Genomic DNA, 18,446 nt, shown 5'->3' with positions numbered 1-18,446 from the left:
TCGTAACAACGACTTGGCTGGCAGAAGACGCCGCCGTTTCGGGCAACCCAAAGTCAGGAAAAGGAGTTGTTTTGCAAAATCATCTTTATTCCGACTTATGCGAATTGCCGGCGCCGCCCTCAACCAGATACCATTCGACTGGACCCACAACCTGCGGGTTATCCGCGAAGCCATTGAACAGGCCAAAGCGGCCGGCGTAGAGCTGCTGTGCTTGCCGGAACTGTGCCTGACCGGCTACGGCTGTGAAGACCTGTTTCTGAGCGACTGGCTGCCCGAGGCGGCATTGGAGCACTTGCAGCAGGTGCGGCCTTGGACCGATGGTATTTGCGTGGTGGTGGGGCTACCCATCCGGCTCAATCACCGCACCTACAATACGGCCGCCGTGCTCCGCGACGGCCAGATTCTGGGCTTTGCGGCCAAGCAGTTTCTAGCCAACGACGGGGTGCACTACGAGCCGCGCTTTTTCCATCCCTGGCCGGCTGGCAAAACCACCACCGTAAGCTGGGAAGGGGAGGAGTGGACGCTCGGGGATATGATTTTCGAGCACCAGGGTGTGAAGTTCGGCTTCGAAATCTGTGAGGATGCGTGGCGGCCCGACGATGTGCGGCCTGCCTGCCGGTTGCGGGGCCGGGTGGATTTGATTGTGAATCCGTCGGCCAGCCACTTTGCCATGAGCAAAACCGATTTGCGCTACCAGCTGGTGCTGAAAGCTTCGCGCAATTTCAATTGCACCTACCTCTACGCCAACCTGCTTGGCAACGAGGCGGGCCGCATTACTTACGACGGCGAGATATTGGTGGCGCGCAACGGCCATTTGCTGCTGCGCAACCAGCTGATGAGCTTCAAGGAAGTGGATATGGAATGCGTGGACGTGGATTTCACGGTGCCGCTGGAGCCCGTTGAAGCCATTGCGCCACTACCCACACCCGATGAGTACCGGGAACTGAACCAGGCGCTGAGTCTGGCCCTGTTCGACTACCTGCGCAAAGCCCGCAGCCGAGGCTTCGTGCTGAGTTTGAGCGGCGGCGCCGATTCGTGCATGTGCGCCATAGCCGTGGCCGAAATGGTACGCCTGGGCACTACCGAGCTAGGTACGGCCGAATTTATGCGGCGTAGCGGCTGCTTCACCACTGAGGATATTGAGCAGCTGGCTGGAGCAGTAGTGCCCACGACCGATCAGCAACAGCCCGGCCCCAAGGATGCTTCCCTGAATGAACCCGACTCAACACAAAAAACGATAAACAAGAAGCTAACGACGCGGCTGCTCACCTGCGCTTACCAAGGAACCGTCAACTCGTCCGATGATACCTTCAACTCGGCTAAAGAGCTGGCAGATTCCATTGGGGCGGTGTTTTATAATTGGGAAATCGACCAGGAAGTAACCGGCTACGTGGGCAAGATTGAGCACGCGCTGAACCGGGAGCTGACCTGGAAAACCGACGACCTGGCCCTACAAAACATTCAGGCGCGGGTGCGGGCCCCGGCTATTTGGTTGCTGGCCAACGTGCAGAATTGCCTGCTTATCACCACCTCCAACCGCTCCGAAGCCTCGGTGGGCTACTGTACCATGGACGGCGACACGGCCGGCAGCATCTCGCCCATTGCCGGTGTTGACAAGGACTTTGTGAAAAAGTGGCTGCGTTGGGCGGAAACCGAGTTGAGCTACCCTGCGCTGAGCCACGTGAACGGCCTGCAACCCACCGCCGAGCTACGCCCATTGGAGGAAAAGCAAACCGACGAGCGGGACCTGATGCCCTACATCCTGCTCAACCGCATCGAGCGGCTGGCGTTCTACGACCGGCTCAGCCCACGGCAGGTGCTGGCCACGCTGGTGCACGAAGAACCTGATACCGACCCGGAGCAGCTGAAAACCTACGTGAAACGGTTCTACAGCCTTTGGAGCCGCAACCAGTGGAAGCGCGAACGGTACGCTCCTAGCTTCCACCTCGACGACTACAACGTGGATCCTCGCTCGTGGCTGCGCTTCCCTATCCTGAGTGGCGGCTACACCGAAGAACTGAACGCGCTGTAGCTGCTTGGTAGCTTATAGCTAAGCTTCAACAGGACGGGTAATACCGCTTTTACAAGATATTGCCTTGTAAATCAATGTGCTGTGAAAAAGATGTGAGGGTGGGCGCAAGTATTGCGTGCTAATGTGGCCTAAGCAGATGTAACCTCAGTAGTCGCGAGAAAGGGCGGGTGCTGAGCGGGTGTCGTTTCTATCCTTCAGTTCTCGCTTCACTGGTGTATATACTTTCGTTACCTGCCCCTCACAGCGTCGAGCCGCTTGCGCAACTGTGCATTGCTTCTGCCGATGCTGAATTGGTAGCGCAATTGCAAGCGGGCAGCGAGGAGGCATTTCGCACGCTGGTGGAACGCTACCAAAATCGTATCTACCGCACCATATTGGCGCTGTTACGCTCGCCGGAAGATGCCGAAGATGTGGCTCAGGAAGTATTTGTGGAAGTCTATCAAACAATCGGCCGGTTTCGGGGCGAGGCCGCGCTAAGCACGTGGCTGTATCGGCTGGCCACTTCACGGGCTCTGAAACACCAGCGGTGGGCCCGCGCCCAGAAGCGGTTTGCTTATTTCACCAGTCTGCTGGGCTTCAACAACCAAGTGCTGCACGAGCCACCGGACCATGCGCACCCACAGGCACAGCTGGAGGGGCAGCAGCAGGTGGAGCTTTTACTGGCGCACATTGCCCGACTACCCAGCCAGCAGCAAGTGGCCTTCACGCTACGCCACGAACAGGAATTGAGCTACGAGGAAATTGCGGCGGTGCTGGAAACCACCGTGCCGGCCGTAGAATCCCTGTTGTTTCGCGCCCGCAAAACTCTTCGCACGCATCTAACGCTTCCTTCGCCCCATGTCTGATTCCGCCACCCGCCCCACTACCGACGAAGAATGGGAAAACCTGCTGGCCCAATGGCGTACCCAGCAGAACAACCAACCGCAGCCCTTCTTCTACAGTCGAGTACGCGCCCGGCTCGTTGGCGAAGTATCCGTGGAGCCGCAGTTGCTGCCTGCCTGGCTGCGCTGGCCTAGCTACGCCGTGCTGCTAGGTATCATCCTGCTGCTTAGCGGCGACGGGGCAATGGTGCGCTCAGTTGAACCCGCCAGCCACTACCAACTTCAGCCTGATATTCAGCCAGTAGCCTTACCCACTCGCTGAGTAACTCAGGGCCGTGCTGTTGCCACTTACCCATATCAGAGTGGGAAAGAAGGCGGCAAAATCGAAAGTCGAATGTCTGAGTACCTTTGAGTCCGTTTCATCTTCTCGTAATCATGCTGTCTTTTCTTGCTTTCATCACCTGGAATGTCGACCCCATACTTGCTAAAATCGGGCCGCTGACGTTGCGCTGGTACGGGCTGCTGTTCATGTCGGGCTTCGTATTTGGCACGTTCATCCTCTCCCATATCTATAAGTCGGAGCGGACGTCGCCACGGTGGGTGGACGTTATTACCATCTACATGCTGGTGGGTACCATTCTGGGGGCACGGCTGGGGCACGTTTTGTTTTATGACCCGGCCTATTATCTGACCTCGGAGCACTTTCTGGAGATATTCAAGATCTGGGAAGGCGGCCTGGCCAGCCACGGTGCTACTTTGGGTATCTTGCTGGCCTGCTGGCTGTTTGCGCGCAACAACAAGTTCGATTACCTCTGGGTGCTCGACCGGATTGTGATTGTAGTGGCCTTAGGCGGCTGCATGATTCGACTGGGCAACCTGATGAACTCGGAAATCGTGGGGGAACCCACCGACAAGCCCTGGGCCTTTGTGTTTGTGCGCGACGCCGACCATTTAAAGCCCGTAACCCGGCCCTTACCGCCCGGCGCGGTGCAGGTAGCGGCTCAGCCCGTAACGCGCGTAGACGGCTCCGAAACCTACCGCATGCTGCCCGAAGGCACGCCCGTAGCGCCCGACTCGCCGATGGCCGTGCCGCGCCACCCCACCCAGATTTACGAAGCCGCGTTCTGCATCTTTTTGCTGGTGCTGCTCTACTCCATGTGGAACCGGACTAAAGACCGGACGCCCCGCGGCCTGTTGTTTGGCTTGTTTGTGGTGCTCTTGTTCACGCAACGTTTTCTGGGCGAATTCCTGAAAGAAAACCAGGAAGTGTTCGAGGATAAATTGCCGCTGAACATGGGCCAGATTCTGAGCCTCCCGTTGATTTTGGTGGGTTTGTGGGTACTGCTCCGCGCTGGCAAAGACCCCAAAAACCCCTACGGTTATGCTCCCCGGGACTTGAGCGAAGAGGAAGCCAACGGCACGAAAACCATAAAAGTGTAACTCTTTAGGAATCCAAAAAGAAGCACAAAAAGCCCCGCCAGATCACCTGGCGGGGCTTTTTATGTATTATAAGATTCAACCAGTTTCAGAACCGTTGTAACCGGTTCGACGGCCGAAAAGCCGTCGGACCGGAGCAACTGAAACAGGCCCCACTATTTATGAATGCGCTACAGCTTGTAGCGGTAAAGCGAACCTTGTTCGGTGCTGATTAGCAGGGTGTTGTTGTCCAGAAACAGAACGCCTTCGGTCTGGCCGGCCCCTTTCAGCGAAACGGTTTTCACCGTGGCCTTTAGCGCGCCGGCCAAATCGTTGCCCTCATACAGATAAAGCATCTCCCGGCCGACTAACGCCAGGTGCCGGTTATCCGGGCTCAGGTCGGCGCCGGTTACTTCACCGCTGACCGACAGCTCGGTGAGCAGTTGAGCCGTTTGGCTGCCGGGCTGGGCGGTGAGGGTGTACACCTTGCTGGTGCTTTGCTGGGCGCGGTCCTTGGTGAAGAGGTACAGTTTGCCCGCGTGCCACAGGGAGGCCTCGCAGTCGAAGTTTCGGTCTTCTTTGGTGGGCGGAAACTCCTTTTGGTCGGCGTAGCGGAAGCTGATTTTATCAACTTTATCGGGCTGCTGCGGCTTGACGCGGTACACCACTAGGTCGCGGCGCGAGTTGTTGTTGTTGCCGGCGTCCACCACGTACACGTTGCCTTGGTTGTCTTCGGCCAAGCTTTCCCAGTCAACATTAGTTACGGGCAATTCCCGTTCGCCCAACAGCTTGCCTTGCTCGTCGAAAAGATACAGCACGGGCGGGTTGCCGGCGTCGGAATGCGTGTAGTAGGTGCCGGGCCGGCCGCCGTGGGCTAAGCCCGAGCTTTCCCGGATGTTGCCGTCGAGGGTAGCTATTTTCTCCAGGCCGGCTACAGCCTTCTCGCCCTTGTTCTTGTCACCCTTGCTTTTCTTGCCCTTTTTGCCTTTCTGCTTTTCGGTAGGAGCGGTTTCCGAATTGTTGGTTTGGTCGCTTTGCGCCTGTGAGCAGGCCGCGCTAAGTAGAGTGGTTAAACCGAGAGCTAGCAGAAAGGATCTGGGCATCAGAACAGGGATAAAATGAAAAAAAGCTGCCGCGCTCATAAAGCGTAAGCAGCAACGAATGCGCTGTATACGACAAAAGCGCAAGAAAGTGCTGAGCGAGTCGCTTACTGCCTTACTCCGTTGCTCAGCTGCTCAGTTACGCTACGGCACCGGGTCGTAGCCGTGGCCGCCCCAGGGGTGGCAGCGGCTGATGCGGCGCAGCGCCAGCCGGCCGCCGCGCCAGGGGCCGTGCTTTTCAATGGCCTGCACGGCGTAGGCTGAGCACGTGGGCGTGTAGCGGCAGCTGGGCGGCGTCAGCGGCGAAATCAAGTGGCGGTACACCCACAGCAGGCCTAGCAGTACGTGGCGAAACAACTTCGACATAGAAGCAAAGAACCGCAAATGCAGCGGAAAGATTGCACCCTCACGGAGTGGTGCCGTCTGCCACGCCCCAGGTTGCGGCAGGCGCCGAGAATAAACCATGCTTGTCGGCCACGGAATACACTTAAGTCCTAGTGCACCCGAGTCTTTTCGTAAATTCGCCGACCGGCCAAGCCGATTATCTATCCCCATTTTCCCTCCAACTTATGCGCACAACCAATTGGGCGAAAGCCCTGCTGCTAACGCTGCTCATGCCCCTGGCGGCCCACGCCGACGAAGGCATGTGGCTACCGTTGTTTGTAAAGCGGCTCAACCAGGCCGACATGCAGAAAAAAGGCCTCAAACTCACGGCCGAAGAAATCTACGACGTTAACAATGCCAGCCTCAAAGACGCCGTGGTGCAACTCGGCGGCTTCTGCACCGGCGAGTTTGTGAGCAGCCAGGGCCTGATGCTCACCAACCACCACTGCGGCTACGACGCCCTGCAAACCCACAGCACGCCCCAGAACAACATTCTCCAGAACGGCTTCTTCGCCACCACCCGCGCCGAAGAAAAAACCAATCCGGGCTTGTTCGTGGATTTGCTGGTGCGCATGGAAGACGTAACCGGCAAGGTGCTGGAAGGCATTACGCCCACCACGCCCGAGGCCGAGCGCATGGCGATGGTGCAGAAGCGCCAGAAAGAAATGGCCGACGCCGCCAAGGAAAACGGCCAGTACGTCGCCTACGTGCGCGACATGTTCGGGGGCAACGAGTTTTACCTGTTCGTGTATCAGCGCTTCGGTGATGTGCGCCTGGTAGGCGCGCCGCCCGAAGCCGTGGGCAAGTTTGGGGGCGACACCGACAACTGGATGTGGCCCCGCCACACCGGCGACTTCTCGATGTTCCGGGTGTACGCCGACAAAAACAACAAACCCACCGCCGGCCCCCAGGCCGACAACGTGCCGTACGTACCCAAAAAGCACTTGCCCGTGAGCTTGCAAGGCGTGAGCGAAGGCGACTTCGCTATGGTGTTCGGTTTCCCTGGCCGTACCCAGCGTTTCCTGCCCGCCGCCGGCCTCCAACTCACCCTCGACCAAAGCAACCCGGCCCGCATCAAGCTGCGCGACACCCGCCTGAAGCTGTGGAAAGAGGACATGGACCAGGACCCCGCCCTGCGTTTGAAATATGCCTCGAAGTACGCCAACATTGCCAACTACTGGAAGTATTTCATCGGCCAGAATGAGGGCATGAAGCGCCTGAAAACCGTAGACGCCAAGAAAGCCGAAGAAGCCTCCCTCGACCAGTGGATTCGGGCCGACCAGGCCCGGGTGCAAAAATACGGGGAGGCGCTGCCGATTATCAACCAGGCCTACGCTGGTATGCGCGAGTACAACCTCAGCTCACAATACGTGAATGAAGGCGCGTTCGGGACGGAAATCGTGACGCTGGCCTCGCGCATGATGCCGCTTTACGCCACCCTCAAAGCCACGCCAACCGACAAGGCCGCTATTCAGAAAGCGGTGGAAGGCCTCAAAGAGCCGGTAGCCGAATACTTCAAGGACTACAGCGCCCCCACCGACAAGAAAGTATTCACGGCCCTGATGACGCTTTATGGCAAAGACGTACCGGCTGCCCAGCTGCCCGATGTGTTCCAGACTGTGCAGAAGCAGTACGGCAACTCGTGGGCGAAGTACGCCGACTACGTGTTTGCCAACTCGTTCCTGACTTCGGAAGCGAAAGTGAATGCCTTCCTGGCCAACCCCACGCTGGCCAAGCTGGAAGCCGACCCCGGCTTCAAGACGTTCAACTCGGTGTACACCAACTACGTGCAGACCATCCTGCCGAAAATGCAGGGCCTGCAAGCCGGCCTGATTCGTGCCAACCGCCTGTACGTGGCGGCGCTGCGCGAGAAGAACACCCAGAAAGTGTACTCGCCCGATGCCAACTCCACCATCCGGCTCAGCTACGGCACCGTGCGCCCCTACAAAGGCCGCGACGCCGTGCGCTACGACTACAAAACCTCGGCCCAGGGCATTCTGGAAAAGGAAGACCCCACCAACGACGAGTTTGTGGTGCCGAAGAAAGAGCTGGAGCTGCTCAAGATGAAGGATTACGGCCGCTTCGCCGACAAAGACGGCAACCTTCCCGTAGCCTTCATCACCGACAACGACATCACCGGTGGCAACTCCGGCTCGCCGGTTATCAACGGCCGCGGCGAGCTGATTGGCATTGCCTTCGACGGTAACTGGGAAGCCATGACCGGCGACCTGGCCTACGACCCCGAGCTGAAGCGCTGCATCAACGTAGATATCCGCTACGTGCTCTGGTGCATCGAGAAGTTGGGCGGCGCCCGTAGCATCGTCGATGAAATGACCATCGTTAATAACGGCCCGAACCCTGGTGTGGGACCCGCTGCCACGGCCTCGGCCACTGAGCTAGGTGACGTGGAAAAGATGAAGGTGAAAACCGACGACGGTCAGAAAACCAAAATCAAAAAGAAGAAAGGCAAAGACAGCGTATCAGCTGGCATGTAAGCCACCTGCTCCGGCGTTTTCCGGCCTTCAACGCAAGCCCTGGCACTGGTTCGGTGCCAGGGCTTTTTGTGGCTGCGAGTAAATGCCTAAACTTGGTTTATGATTGAGCTATTAGAGGATATTCGGCGGCGTTTGCTAGCTAATGAGTATAAAAATGAAGAGCATGTCCGCCTGTCATTAGTAGCGCGAATTGTGCAGGCAGTCGGCTGGAATATCTGGAATCCAACGGAAGTTTACACCGAGTTCAAGGCCACCGAAAAGGAGGATAACACGCGGGTAGACGTAGCATTATTCGCTAATAATTTTGCGGCTGACACTATTTTCATCGAGTGCAAAGGCATCGGGCGAATAGGGGATGACCTAGCGAAAGTGGAGCGCCAATTGCGTGACTACAACCGCAACCATTCGGCCCTGTTTACCATCATCACCGACGGGCAGCACTGGCGCTTCTACTTTTCGCTGACCAGCGGTGAATTCAACCAGAAGCTATTTGGGCGGCTTAACCTGTTGCACGACGAGCCCGCCGAAACAGCCGCTTATTTTCAAGAGTTTCTGGGTTGGGAAAATATTCTGAACGGGTCGGCACGAGTGGCAGCGGAAAACTACCTGTTACTTTCCCGCAAGGAGCGCGCCATGAAAGACGTGCTGCCCGAAGCTGAGAAGCGCATCACGCAGCCGCCGTTTCCAGCGTTGCCCGATGCACTGGCGGCCTTATTGGCAGCAAAAGGATTGGTGGTTTCCCGTGAAGAAGCCACTGCTTTTCTGGCCGGGGAGGCGCTGCCTAAGCCCAGCGCGCCAGTGCAAGTGGCGCGCAGTGAAGCTGCTGCACTGTCAGCCACAGTTGTAGAAGCAATTTCAGCCCAAGTGAGCGAGCTGCCTACATTCTATTTGCAACTGAAGCGAAGCGGGATATCCGCTACTGCACAATGGAGTGATGCTGAGCGTACAAAATTTGTAGTGAAAGCCAGTTCTACGGCCGCGTTGGAAGCAAAGGATAGTTTGAGCAAAGGACACCGTAGCTTGAGGCAAGACTTAATTCAACTGAATATTCTGGTGAAAAATGGTGATAATTTAATATTTACTAAGGATTATTCTTTTGTGAGTGCTGGAGCGGCAGGCGACGTTATTTGTGGTTATTCAGTAAATGGAAGGACTATTTGGGGAGATAAGAAAGGAAGGGCATTGGGGGATTATTAATAGTTGATTTTAGGATATATTGTAGCTTGGTTTCAAGCTGCAATTATGTTAAAACGATACTTATTCTCTGGATTCTTATCTCTAGCAATTACTGTCACTCACGCCCAAGGTAGCGGGCCCGGTACCCGCGGCGCCAGAGCGGCCGCGCTAGGCAATGCCTCCGTTACGCTGAGCGACGTGTGGGCCGTTGGCAACAACGCGGCGGGGCTGGGCCAGTTGAGCCGGCCGGTGGTGGGCGTGTACGCCGAAAACCGCTACCTGCTCAGCGCCCTGAACACAGTGGCCGTAGCAGCGGCCATGCCCGTGGGCGCGGTGGAAAACGACAAAGCCCAAAACGGCGTGGTAGGCGTGGAGCTACAGCGCTTCGGCGGCAAGCTCTATAATGAGCAGCGCGTAGGCGCTGGCTACGGCTACCGGGGTGGGTTGGTGAGCATCGGCGCTAGAGTTGATATGTTGCAGCTTAGCATGGAGGGGCTGGGCAGTCGGCGAGCCGTGGCAGTATCGTTGGGCGGGCAGGCAGAGTTGGTACCGAAGCGGCTGGTATTCGGAGCTTACCTCTATAACCTCAATCAAGCCAAGCTAGCCGAATACCAGGATGAACGGGTACCAACTGTGCTCAAAGCCGGCCTTTCGTACCGGCCTACGGCCAAGGTGAGTTTCCATATCGAAACCGAGAAAGACGTGGAGCAGGATGCCGACTTCAAAGCCGGCCTTGAATACCGCATCATCGAGAAGCTGGCATTACGGGCCGGGTTTCGCACCCTCACCGAAGAAACTACCGGCGGCCTCGGATTTCAGGCGGGTGCCCTGCAGATTGATTACGCTGCCGCCTGGCACGCTGCGCTAGGACTAAGCCAGCACGTAGGCATCAGCTTTCAGTTCGAGAAGCAGCCATGAGCCGCCTTTTAAAGCTGCTGCCATTCTTGCTGCTGCTGGCATCAGGCAGCCACGCGCAGGAATACGTGCGCCCCGCCGCCGACCTCGACCGGCTGACGCAGGAGCTATTCGCTGAAATCCAGAGTGACCAGGTGCCGTACGAGGAGTTGTACGAGACGCTGCTGCAATACTACCAGACCCCGCTTAACCTCAACACCGCCACCCGCGAGGAGCTACGCGGTCTATTGCTGCTCTCCGAAACCCAGATTACCAGCCTGCTCGACTACCGCCAGCAGCGTGGAAATCTACTTACGCTTTACGAACTGCAAATAGTGTCCGGCTTCGATGTGCGCAGCATCTACCGGGTGGCGCCCTTCGTGACGGTGCAGACGCTGGGTGGCAATAACGCCTTGCGTGGCCCGCTGTGGCAGCGCGTACTCAAGGAAGAAAACAACGCGCTGTTTGTGCGCTACGAGCGGGTGCTGCAAGGCCGCAAAGGCTATTCTACCGCGCCGCTCGATAGCCTGGGCCACGGCCCAACGCGCTACGCCGGCTCGCCGGACAAGCTGCTGGTGCGCTACCGGGTCAGCCATACCAAAGATTTCAGTTTGGGCTTCACCGCCGAAAAAGATGCTGGCGAGCAGCTCGTTTGGAACCCCAATGCCCGCCGCTACGGCCCCGATTTCCTGTCGGGGCACTTGGTAGTGCAGGAGCGGGGGCGGCTGAAAACCTTGGCCGTGGGCGACTATCAACTGCAATTTGGGCAGGGGCTGTTGCTGTCGTCGGGGTTGCAGGTGGGGAAGGGGGCCGAAACCATTACCAGTTTGCGGCGCAGCTCGGTAGGGGTGCGGCAGTACTCGTCGGTGCTGGAAAGCACGTTTTTCCGGGGTGCGGCGGCTACCGTTAGCGTCACGCCCACGGTGCGGGCCACGGCTTTCGTGTCGCGCAAGCGGGTGGATGCCAACGTGCAGCAAGCCGCCGACTCCCTGGCGGAATTCGACGAGTTTTCGTCGGGCTTCTTGCTAACGGGCTTTCACCGGACCCCGAGCGAACTGGCCAACCGGCAGGCGCTGCGTGAAACCGTAGCGGGCGGCAACCTCGGCTATACCAGCCGCAACAGCAATTTCGCCGCCGGCCTCACCGCCGTGGATACTCACTTTGATAAAGCCATTCAGCGCCGCCCGGAACTCTATAACCAGTACGAGTTTCGGGGTAAGCACAACTTGGCGCTTGGCGCACATTATAGCTACGTGCGCGGCAACGTGCTGCTGTTCGGCGAAACGGCGCGTAGTAGCTCCGGCGGTTTTGGTACCGTGAATGGGCTGCTGGCCAGTGTTGCACCCACGCTGGATGTGTCGGCGCTGGTGCGGCACTACACCCGCAATTTCCACACGCTCTACGGCAACGCGCTCAGCGAAAACACCCGCAACATCAACGAATCGGGGTTGTATCTGGGGGCGAAGCTGCGGCCGGTGGCGCGTTGGGAAGTGTCGGCTTACTACGACCAGTTTTGGTTTCCGTGGCTGAAGTATCAGGTAGGTGCGCCCTCACGCGGCCACGACTGGCTGCTGCGGGTAGCCTACGCGCCCACCAAAACCAGCCTGCTCTACGCCCAGATTCGGACCCGCGAAAAGCAGTATAATGCCGCCGGTAACCGGGCCGTACCGCTGCCCGTGCCCACGGTGCGCCGCAGCCTGCTGCTCTACTATGATGCCAGTCCCACCACCGCGCTGGGGTTGCGCACCCGCGTGCAGGGTACCCGCTACCGCGAAAACGAAGGTAGTTGGCGCACTGGCTACGTGCTGGCTCAGGATGCCACGGTGGGCGTTGGCCGCCGGCTGCGCCTCACGGCCCGCTATGCTGTTTTCGACACCGATGATTATGATACCCGGCAATACGTGTTCGAGCAGGACGTACTGTATGCCTTTTCGGTGCCGGCACTTTCCGGGCAGGGCACCCGCGTGTACGGCCTGGCCGAAATCAATTGCAACCGGCACCTCACCCTGTGGCTGCGCCTTTCAGAAACGCACTACCGCCACCAGCGCACGGTTGGCTCCGGGCTAGAGGAAATTCAAGGACCGCGCCGCACCGAACTGAAAGCTCAGGCCCGCTACCGGTTCTGATTTTCAGTGCCAAAGCAACTGTTGTCGTTGGAAAGGCAAGTTTGGAAACAAGCGTATGAAAGCCGGCTACCGTATGAATTGAGGAGCCGATAAGGTGGTGGAGCTCAGTGTGAAAGGTGTAATATGGGATTAATATAATATTCCAAGAGCGTGCGTGCGTGAATCGGGGATTGGGTGAGAAGAAGTATTTATAGATTATATTGGTCTAATCCTCGTTTTCAGAGAGACGTATAGTTTCCTGTACGAAGTGTCACGCCTTATTTTCCCCCATTCGATTCTTGCTGCTAAATGAAAACACACATACACGCACGGCTTGTTTGCCGGCGCCTGCTGGCTTTAGCAACTGGTGTGGTCCTAACGATTGGGGCCGCCTCTGCTCAGGTTAACAATTACACGTTTACGCCGGTGGCCGGCACCTTCACGCCCTTGGTGGGCGGTACTATCGTTTCGGATTTAGCCACTGACGATGCTGTTTCACCTACCATTCCTATTGGTTTCTCTTTCACTTACGATGCCGCGGTTTTTACGCAGCTTCAAGCATCTTCCAACGGCTTTCTGACTTTCAATACGGCCAATATCGAAGTAGCCCAAACCAATACGTTGGCAACGGGCACCGCCGCTAACCCCTCGGTAGCAGACAGGCTGCGCCCGCTCATTGCGCCACTCTGGGACGATATTAGTGGCGACGGTGGTACGGCGTCGTACGCCACCACGGGCACGGCACCAAACCGGGTATTTACCATGGAGTGGCGCAATTTTCTGTGGGATTTTGATGCCACCACCCCAGTGGTATCATTCCAGGTGAAGCTTTATGAAACCACCAACGTGGTGGAGTTCATTTACCGGCCGGAAGGAGGTACCCTGAACGCTCCTTCAGCCTCTATTCTGCTAGCAGGAATAGGTGCTGGAGCAGGCAGCTACCTGTCGCTCAATAACGCAACGGCTACGCCTACGACCAGCTCCACCGTTGAAACCCGCACCATTGCCACCGTGCCTGCGGCCGGGCAAGTGTACCGTTTCACGCCACCGGCTGTGGTGTGCGGCAACCCGCGCAACATTACGGTTAGCTCTATCAGCAATACGTCGGCTACGGTTAGTTTTACGGGCGGCCTAGGCAACACCAGCTACACCGTAGTGTATACGCCAACCGGTGGCACTGCTACTACTCTCACGCCAGCACCCACTAGCTCGCCCTTTGTTATAAGTGGCCTTACGCCTAGTACTGCCTATACCCTCACCATGCAGCCCAATTGCACCGGAGGCGTAACCGGCAATACAGTATCTACTACTTTCACAACCAGCACAACGGCTGCTCCCGCCAACGACGACCCCTGCACGGCTATTCAGCTGCCGGCTCTTTCGGCCACCTCAGCCCCGGTGAATGCCACCAATGTGGGCGCTACCACTACCGTGGGCAGTGTAGCGCCTGGCTACACTACGCCGCCGCCCCAAGGCTGTGGCGTAGCCGTAAACCCGAAAGATGTGTGGTTCCGCTTCACTACCAATGCCAGCGGTGCGGGGAGCACCAACGCAAGTATTTCAACTACGGGCACGGCCGCCGGTTCCATTCGGGTGTTTTCGGCTACTTCCTGCTCATCAGGATTTGTACAGGTTGCCTGCAAGGGAGGCGCTACCAACAACACCAATGCTGGCGCGTTGAACGTGAGCGGACTAGTTCCCAACACCACGTATTACGTGGCCGTGTCGCCTTATGCTACGTCTGATGTGCAAGGGGCTTTCACTATTACGGCTAGCAGCCTGATACTGGGTATCCAGCAGCAACTGGCTGGCGGTGACGTAAGCGTATTCCCGAACCCAACTGCTACCGGGCAACTGACGGTGCGCCTCAGCGGGGCAAGCAGTTTGGCGGCAGCCCACGCCACGTTGTACAACACCCTCGGGCAAGCAGTAGTGAAGCGGGCCTTTTCCGTGCGCGGTGGCGTAGCCGAACAGTCTTTCTCTACAACAGGGCTGGCCAAAGGCATCTACACGTTGCGGGTGGAAGCTGGCAACCAAAGCGTAGTTCGTAAAGTAGTGGTGGAGTAGCCGCGGCTGCTTTCAAATAAAACAACCAAACAGGCCCTTCCGATACCGGAAGGGCCTGTTTGGTTACGGAGCAAGCTGGGGCTGCTGTTAGGTCTTCTGATCTGGTACTTACTTATTAGGGCAGCCGAAGCAACAAGCCCAGGCGCACCGCTTACGTAGGCAGCAGTTTCGGTAATATGGTCTGCTAAGGCACACTAAAGAGTGCCTCACACTTCATAGTGTAGCATAACAAAAACGGCGGCTCCCAACCTGGGAGCCGCCGTTTTTAGGCTAAAGCAACTAGTGACTACTCCTTCAACAGCTTCACTACTGCTGTGCCCTCAGGCATATCAAGGTGCAGGTGATAGAGGCCGTTGCTGAGCTTGCTCAGGTTGAGCGAGTGGTGCAGTGGCGCGCCGTTTTTGTTGAGCGTTACTTGCTCTACCGTGCGGCCCAGAGCATCGGTTACGCGCAAAGTGAAGGCACCGCGTTGCGCGTTATCTACGTTCACCTGGAACAAGCCGGTGCTTGGGTTCGGGAAAACTTCCACGCCACGCAGCAATGCCGTATTCTGGTTGCCCAGAACGGTAATGGTCACGCAAGACTCGTTGGAATACGGCGAGTTGCCGTTGGCGTTGGTGCCACGCACGCGGTAGCAATACTGGCCGTTAGCGCCCGAAATTTGGTCACTGTAGAACGTGGTATTGGCGGGCAGGGTGGCAATAACTTGGTAATTGGTGTTGCCCGCGCCTGTGCGTTCCAGCTGATAAGCCGTTTCATTGGTAGCGTTATCAACCCATACCAGCGTTACGCCGGCCACGTTGTTGGTCACCCCAGTCGGAATGGCAGTCAGTGGGTTTGGTGCAACCGGGGCCTCGCCGAAGGTGCAAAGCTCCAAGGCCCAGCCGGTCAGGTCGCCGCCATTGCCAGGCGTGTTGTCGGCAATGGTTAAAGTCCAGTTACCGTTGGCGGGGTCGTTGAGCAGTGCGGCCAGCGAGTTAGCCGGGCGGTAGGTAGCGTTACCCGTGAGTGGGCAGGTAAGAGCCGTAGCAGCCGCGTCGCTCAGGTTGAGAGCAATATTGGCCGTGCCGGGGCACACATTCGCCAGCAATACGGCCGTCCGGCCAGCCGGGTTGGTCAGCGAAATAGTTAGCTCCCCAACGTTGGGGTGCGTAACAGCCAGGTTCCGGATGCGGATGTCGCCTACGATGTCGGTGTTGGTTACAGTGAGTACCGACGTTACGGGGGCATTGCCACCAGCCGGAATGTTTACTGGCACTTGCGTAGCGGCAATAGTGGTGCAACTCAGGGTAGCCACCTGGAAAGTAGTACCAGCCGAATACGGAGCCGGACCGCACGAGCTAACCCCCCGTACGCGCCAGTAGTAAGTGGAGCCGGCCGTTAGAGTGAGAGAAGATGCCGTGAAGCTGGTAGTTGTAATGCCGGTCTGGTTCAGAAGCACCGTGGCGAAGTTGGCATCCGAGGCAATTTGTACCTCATACGTAGCCGCGTTGGGCACTGCATTCCAGCTAAACCGTGGGCGTGGGCTCACGCGGGCGGCTGCTAAAGGGCTAACCGGTACGGCGGCCGTAGTGGCAGCCGGCAGAATCTGGAAAGCATACTCCTGGGTCTGGCTCTCGGTGCCGCTGACGCCGTTCAAAGACACAGTGTACGTACCCGAGGGAGTAGTGGCAGTGGACGTAATGGTGGCCTGAACGGTAGCACCCACGGCGGCGGTAGCAGCGCTGTAGCTCACCGTCACGCCGGCGGGCAGGTTGCTAGACGATAAGGTTACGGTGCCCGTGAAGCCCTGAATCTGGCCAATGGTGATGGGAACAGTGATAGAGGCGCCAGGGCAGGCAGCAGCCAGTTGAGTGCCCGTTGTGCCCAGGAAGAACGTAGGCGTACCGCTGTTACGAATGGTGAAATTCTGGTTGGAAAGGTCGAAGAAGATGTTGCCCGACGCCTGCACCTTAATCCGGGCAGACGTGGTGGCCGCCACCGTGGTGGGTACGGTTACGTTCTCGAAACCATCGTTGGGCGTGTTGGCCAGCAGCACGGTGGGGAAGGTCAGACCACCATCGGTGGAAAGCAGGATGTCAACGTTGGCAGCACTAACAGGCGCGGCCGTGGTATTGGCTACATCCCAGGTTACTTGCTGAGGAGCGCCCACCTGCCACGAGGTAGTTGACGTGTTGGGCTGCGTTACCAGGAATGGGCCGGAGTTAGCGGCTACCACCACGTTTAGCGAATCATAATCGACGCCGCCGCCAACAGCGCGGTTGTCGCGAGCTACCAAGCGGAAAATCAAGCGCCGGCCGTAAGTGGGCAGAACCTCTCCTAGCGAAGGGGTATTGGCCACCAGGTTGGCCAGGCGCGGGAACGTGCGCGACGGCGACGTTACCGGTGCGAAAACCCGAAAAATAGGAGCATCACCAACCGGGGCAGTAGGGGCACCTGTGGGCCCCAGGTTGTATTGCTCCCAAGAATAAGTGAGGGCGTCACCATCGGCATCAGTTGCCGAGCCGGTGAGCGTGAACGGCGTGCCGAGCGGAATGCGGTAGTTGGCCCCGGCATTCACTACGGGTGGAGTATTGCCGGTAGGCGTGTTTACGCCGCAGCTGCCAGCACCCGTGATATGCGCCACAATCTGGTCGTAGCTGCGGGAGTGGAAATACGGGTCGCTGTTGTTCTGAATGTTCTGCGGTGCACAAATGCCCGCGTAGGCCATGATGGTAGTACCACTACCAGGTTCGTAAGCCGATGAAGCCGAGAGGTTACCACCAGCACAGTTGCCGGAGTTGGAGTTGAACGTGTGGCTACCACCAAACTGATGGCCGATTTCGTGCGCCACGAAGTCAATATCAAATGCATCCCCCGTAGGGTTTGGCAAACCAGTTACCCCACGCGCTTTGCCTGTACCGCACACCGAAGCAAGTTGGGCAATGCCGCCGCCACCCGTGCTGAACACGTGACCGATATCATAGTTGGCGCTGCCAATCCGAGCGTTAACCGTGGTCAGGTTCTCGTTCAGCATCGTCGATCCACTGTTGTTGGTGTAGGGGTCGGTGGTGCTGTTAAGGAAAATCAGCGTGTCGGTTTTCGGAATCAAAACCAGCCGGACGGCAAGCTCTTTCTCGTAAACCCCGCTTACCCGGTTTACCGAGGCCACTATACCGGCCAACGCGCCGGCAACGGTACCCCCTTTGGTAGCTGCGTATTCACCGGTGCAGGCCATAGCCAGGCGGTAGGTGCGCAGTGTGGCTCCGTTTGGTATCTGAGGCGCGGTTGGAGCGGCGGAAGCAGCAGTGCCAGGCGTAGAGCAAACCCAGCTTTGGGTTGCCATGTTCATGCTGCTTTTATTGAATACGAGGTGCTGTACAGCGTTGCCATCCGCAGCCGGATCAATAAATACGGTTCGGCCGGCTCCCTGAATCATGGCGTGAAAGCCAGCCGGCGACACATCCAGCCGAACACTGGCGGTGGCGTCATCAAGGCTCTGTCCCACGTAGGTCTTGATCATGGGGTAGCGCTCAGCTAACCGCGGAGCCATTACTGGCACCTGAGCTATCCGGTACCGCTCCGATGTGCCATCGGGCAGCGGCAGCGAAATGACAGTGGAGGAAGTACGCAGGCCGTTTTCTGCTGGAGCAGTAGCCAGAGCGGCCCGTAGGGCTGGCAGCTGCACGCTCACGGCACGGTACTGACTTAATGCCTGGGTGGTAGCGCGCGAGGCAGCTGGCAGGGGCTCGGTGTCGTTGGCCCACAGCACTCGTTGGGCAGTTGCTGCCAGTGGCACCCCGGCCGTTAGCAGTAGCCCGCCCAGAAGGGCCGACCGCCAGGCACGACGCGAGAAAGTAAAGGGTGGTAGCATAGAAAGAAAAAAGAGGTGGAAAAGGAGGAAAACACACTTTGTTGAAGGCGCCTAAGATACTGTTTTTTAGTCGCCTCGAAATGAAGAAACCAATCCAATTCAC

12 protein-coding genes are annotated in these 18,446 nt (G+C 57.9%); 9 read left to right on the top strand and 3 right to left on the bottom strand.

Annotated features, from left to right (window positions below; translation table 11 throughout):
• The first annotated feature begins 97 nt into the window (after nucleotides 1-97).
• The 4 genes from nadE to lgt all read left to right on the top strand — a co-directional run bounded on the left by nadE (nucleotide 98) and on the right by lgt (nucleotide 4,293).
• Nucleotides 98-2,032, top strand: a complete 1,935-nt coding sequence (nadE, locus tag J0X19_RS05700) for an NAD(+) synthase (protein ID WP_206982401.1) — start codon at nucleotides 98-100, stop codon at nucleotides 2,030-2,032.
• Between the two features lie 290 nt (nucleotides 2,033-2,322).
• Nucleotides 2,323-2,877, top strand: coding sequence for an RNA polymerase sigma factor (locus tag J0X19_RS05695; RefSeq protein ID WP_242582111.1), 555 nt, complete (start codon nucleotides 2,323-2,325; stop codon nucleotides 2,875-2,877).
• Nucleotides 2,870-3,175 (top strand): hypothetical protein, encoded by a 306-nt coding sequence (locus tag J0X19_RS05690; protein ID WP_206982394.1) that lies wholly within the window; start codon nucleotides 2,870-2,872, stop codon nucleotides 3,173-3,175. The genes J0X19_RS05695 and J0X19_RS05690 overlap by 8 nt, the downstream gene beginning before the upstream one ends.
• A 113-nt stretch (nucleotides 3,176-3,288) precedes the next feature.
• Entirely contained in the window at nucleotides 3,289-4,293 is a 1,005-nt protein-coding gene (gene lgt, locus J0X19_RS05685) for a prolipoprotein diacylglyceryl transferase (protein WP_206982391.1), read from the top strand.
• Between the two features lie 167 nt (nucleotides 4,294-4,460).
• On the opposite strand, the gene J0X19_RS05680 is transcribed toward lgt, so the two are convergent.
• Nucleotides 4,461-5,372 (bottom strand): hypothetical protein, encoded by a 912-nt coding sequence (locus tag J0X19_RS05680; protein ID WP_206982388.1) that lies wholly within the window; start codon nucleotides 5,370-5,372, stop codon nucleotides 4,461-4,463.
• Nucleotides 5,373-5,513: 141 nt separating this feature from the next.
• Complete coding sequence (gene yidD / locus J0X19_RS05675; protein ID WP_206982385.1) at nucleotides 5,514-5,735, bottom strand: membrane protein insertion efficiency factor YidD; 222 nt, start codon at nucleotides 5,733-5,735, stop codon at nucleotides 5,514-5,516.
• A 203-nt stretch (nucleotides 5,736-5,938) separates the two neighbouring features.
• On the opposite strand from yidD, the gene J0X19_RS05670 reads away from it, so the two are divergent.
• The 5 genes from J0X19_RS05670 to J0X19_RS05650 all read left to right on the top strand — a co-directional run bounded on the left by J0X19_RS05670 (nucleotide 5,939) and on the right by J0X19_RS05650 (nucleotide 14,490).
• Nucleotides 5,939-8,248: a S46 family peptidase gene (locus tag J0X19_RS05670; protein WP_206982377.1), complete on the top strand. Its 2,310-nt coding sequence runs from the start codon at nucleotides 5,939-5,941 to the stop codon at nucleotides 8,246-8,248.
• Nucleotides 8,249-8,347: 99 nt separating this feature from the next.
• On the top strand, nucleotides 8,348-9,445 hold the full coding sequence (locus J0X19_RS05665; protein WP_206982375.1) for a DUF4357 domain-containing protein: 1,098 nt from the start codon (nucleotides 8,348-8,350) through the stop codon (nucleotides 9,443-9,445).
• 45 nt (nucleotides 9,446-9,490) lie between these two features.
• The gene (locus J0X19_RS05660) at nucleotides 9,491-10,342 is read left to right on the top strand and encodes a PorV/PorQ family protein (protein ID WP_206982373.1); all 852 of its coding nucleotides are present in this window, start codon (nucleotides 9,491-9,493) and stop codon (nucleotides 10,340-10,342) included.
• Nucleotides 10,339-12,444, top strand: a complete 2,106-nt coding sequence (locus J0X19_RS05655) for a helix-hairpin-helix domain-containing protein (protein ID WP_206982371.1) — start codon at nucleotides 10,339-10,341, stop codon at nucleotides 12,442-12,444. Before J0X19_RS05660 ends, J0X19_RS05655 begins: the two co-directional genes overlap by 4 nt.
• 348 nt (nucleotides 12,445-12,792) lie before the next feature.
• Complete coding sequence (locus tag J0X19_RS05650; RefSeq protein WP_206982369.1) at nucleotides 12,793-14,490, top strand: T9SS type A sorting domain-containing protein; 1,698 nt, start codon at nucleotides 12,793-12,795, stop codon at nucleotides 14,488-14,490.
• 286 nt (nucleotides 14,491-14,776) lie between these two features.
• On the opposite strand, the gene J0X19_RS05645 is transcribed toward J0X19_RS05650, so the two are convergent.
• Nucleotides 14,777-18,343: a reprolysin-like metallopeptidase gene (locus J0X19_RS05645; protein WP_206982361.1), complete on the bottom strand. Its 3,567-nt coding sequence runs from the start codon at nucleotides 18,341-18,343 to the stop codon at nucleotides 14,777-14,779.
• Nucleotides 18,344-18,446: the final 103 nt, after the last annotated feature.

It is taken from the genome of Hymenobacter telluris, from assembly GCF_017313265.1.
GTDB classification, from domain to species: domain Bacteria; phylum Bacteroidota; class Bacteroidia; order Cytophagales; family Hymenobacteraceae; genus Hymenobacter; species Hymenobacter telluris.
The sequence above is the reverse complement of the archived record's forward strand: the minus strand, read 5'-3'. Positions and strand labels throughout refer to the sequence as shown.

Excerpts from the sequence above, each read along its gene's own strand:
- nadE (WP_206982401.1), top strand. The coding sequence starts at position 98 with ATGCGAATTGCCGGCGCCGCCCTCAACCAGATACCATTCGACTGGACC.
- J0X19_RS05690 (WP_206982394.1), top strand. The coding sequence starts at position 2,870 with ATGTCTGATTCCGCCACCCGCCCCACTACCGACGAAGAATGGGAAAAC.
- lgt (WP_206982391.1), top strand. The coding sequence starts at position 3,289 with ATGCTGTCTTTTCTTGCTTTCATCACCTGGAATGTCGACCCCATACTT.
- J0X19_RS05680 (WP_206982388.1), bottom strand. The coding sequence starts at position 5,372 with ATGCCCAGATCCTTTCTGCTAGCTCTCGGTTTAACCACTCTACTTAGC.
- yidD (WP_206982385.1), bottom strand. The coding sequence starts at position 5,735 with ATGTCGAAGTTGTTTCGCCACGTACTGCTAGGCCTGCTGTGGGTGTAC.
- J0X19_RS05670 (WP_206982377.1), top strand. The coding sequence starts at position 5,939 with ATGCGCACAACCAATTGGGCGAAAGCCCTGCTGCTAACGCTGCTCATG.
- J0X19_RS05665 (WP_206982375.1), top strand. The coding sequence starts at position 8,348 with ATGATTGAGCTATTAGAGGATATTCGGCGGCGTTTGCTAGCTAATGAG.
- J0X19_RS05660 (WP_206982373.1), top strand. The coding sequence starts at position 9,491 with ATGTTAAAACGATACTTATTCTCTGGATTCTTATCTCTAGCAATTACT.
- J0X19_RS05655 (WP_206982371.1), top strand. The coding sequence starts at position 10,339 with ATGAGCCGCCTTTTAAAGCTGCTGCCATTCTTGCTGCTGCTGGCATCA.
- J0X19_RS05645 (WP_206982361.1), bottom strand. The coding sequence starts at position 18,343 with ATGCTACCACCCTTTACTTTCTCGCGTCGTGCCTGGCGGTCGGCCCTT.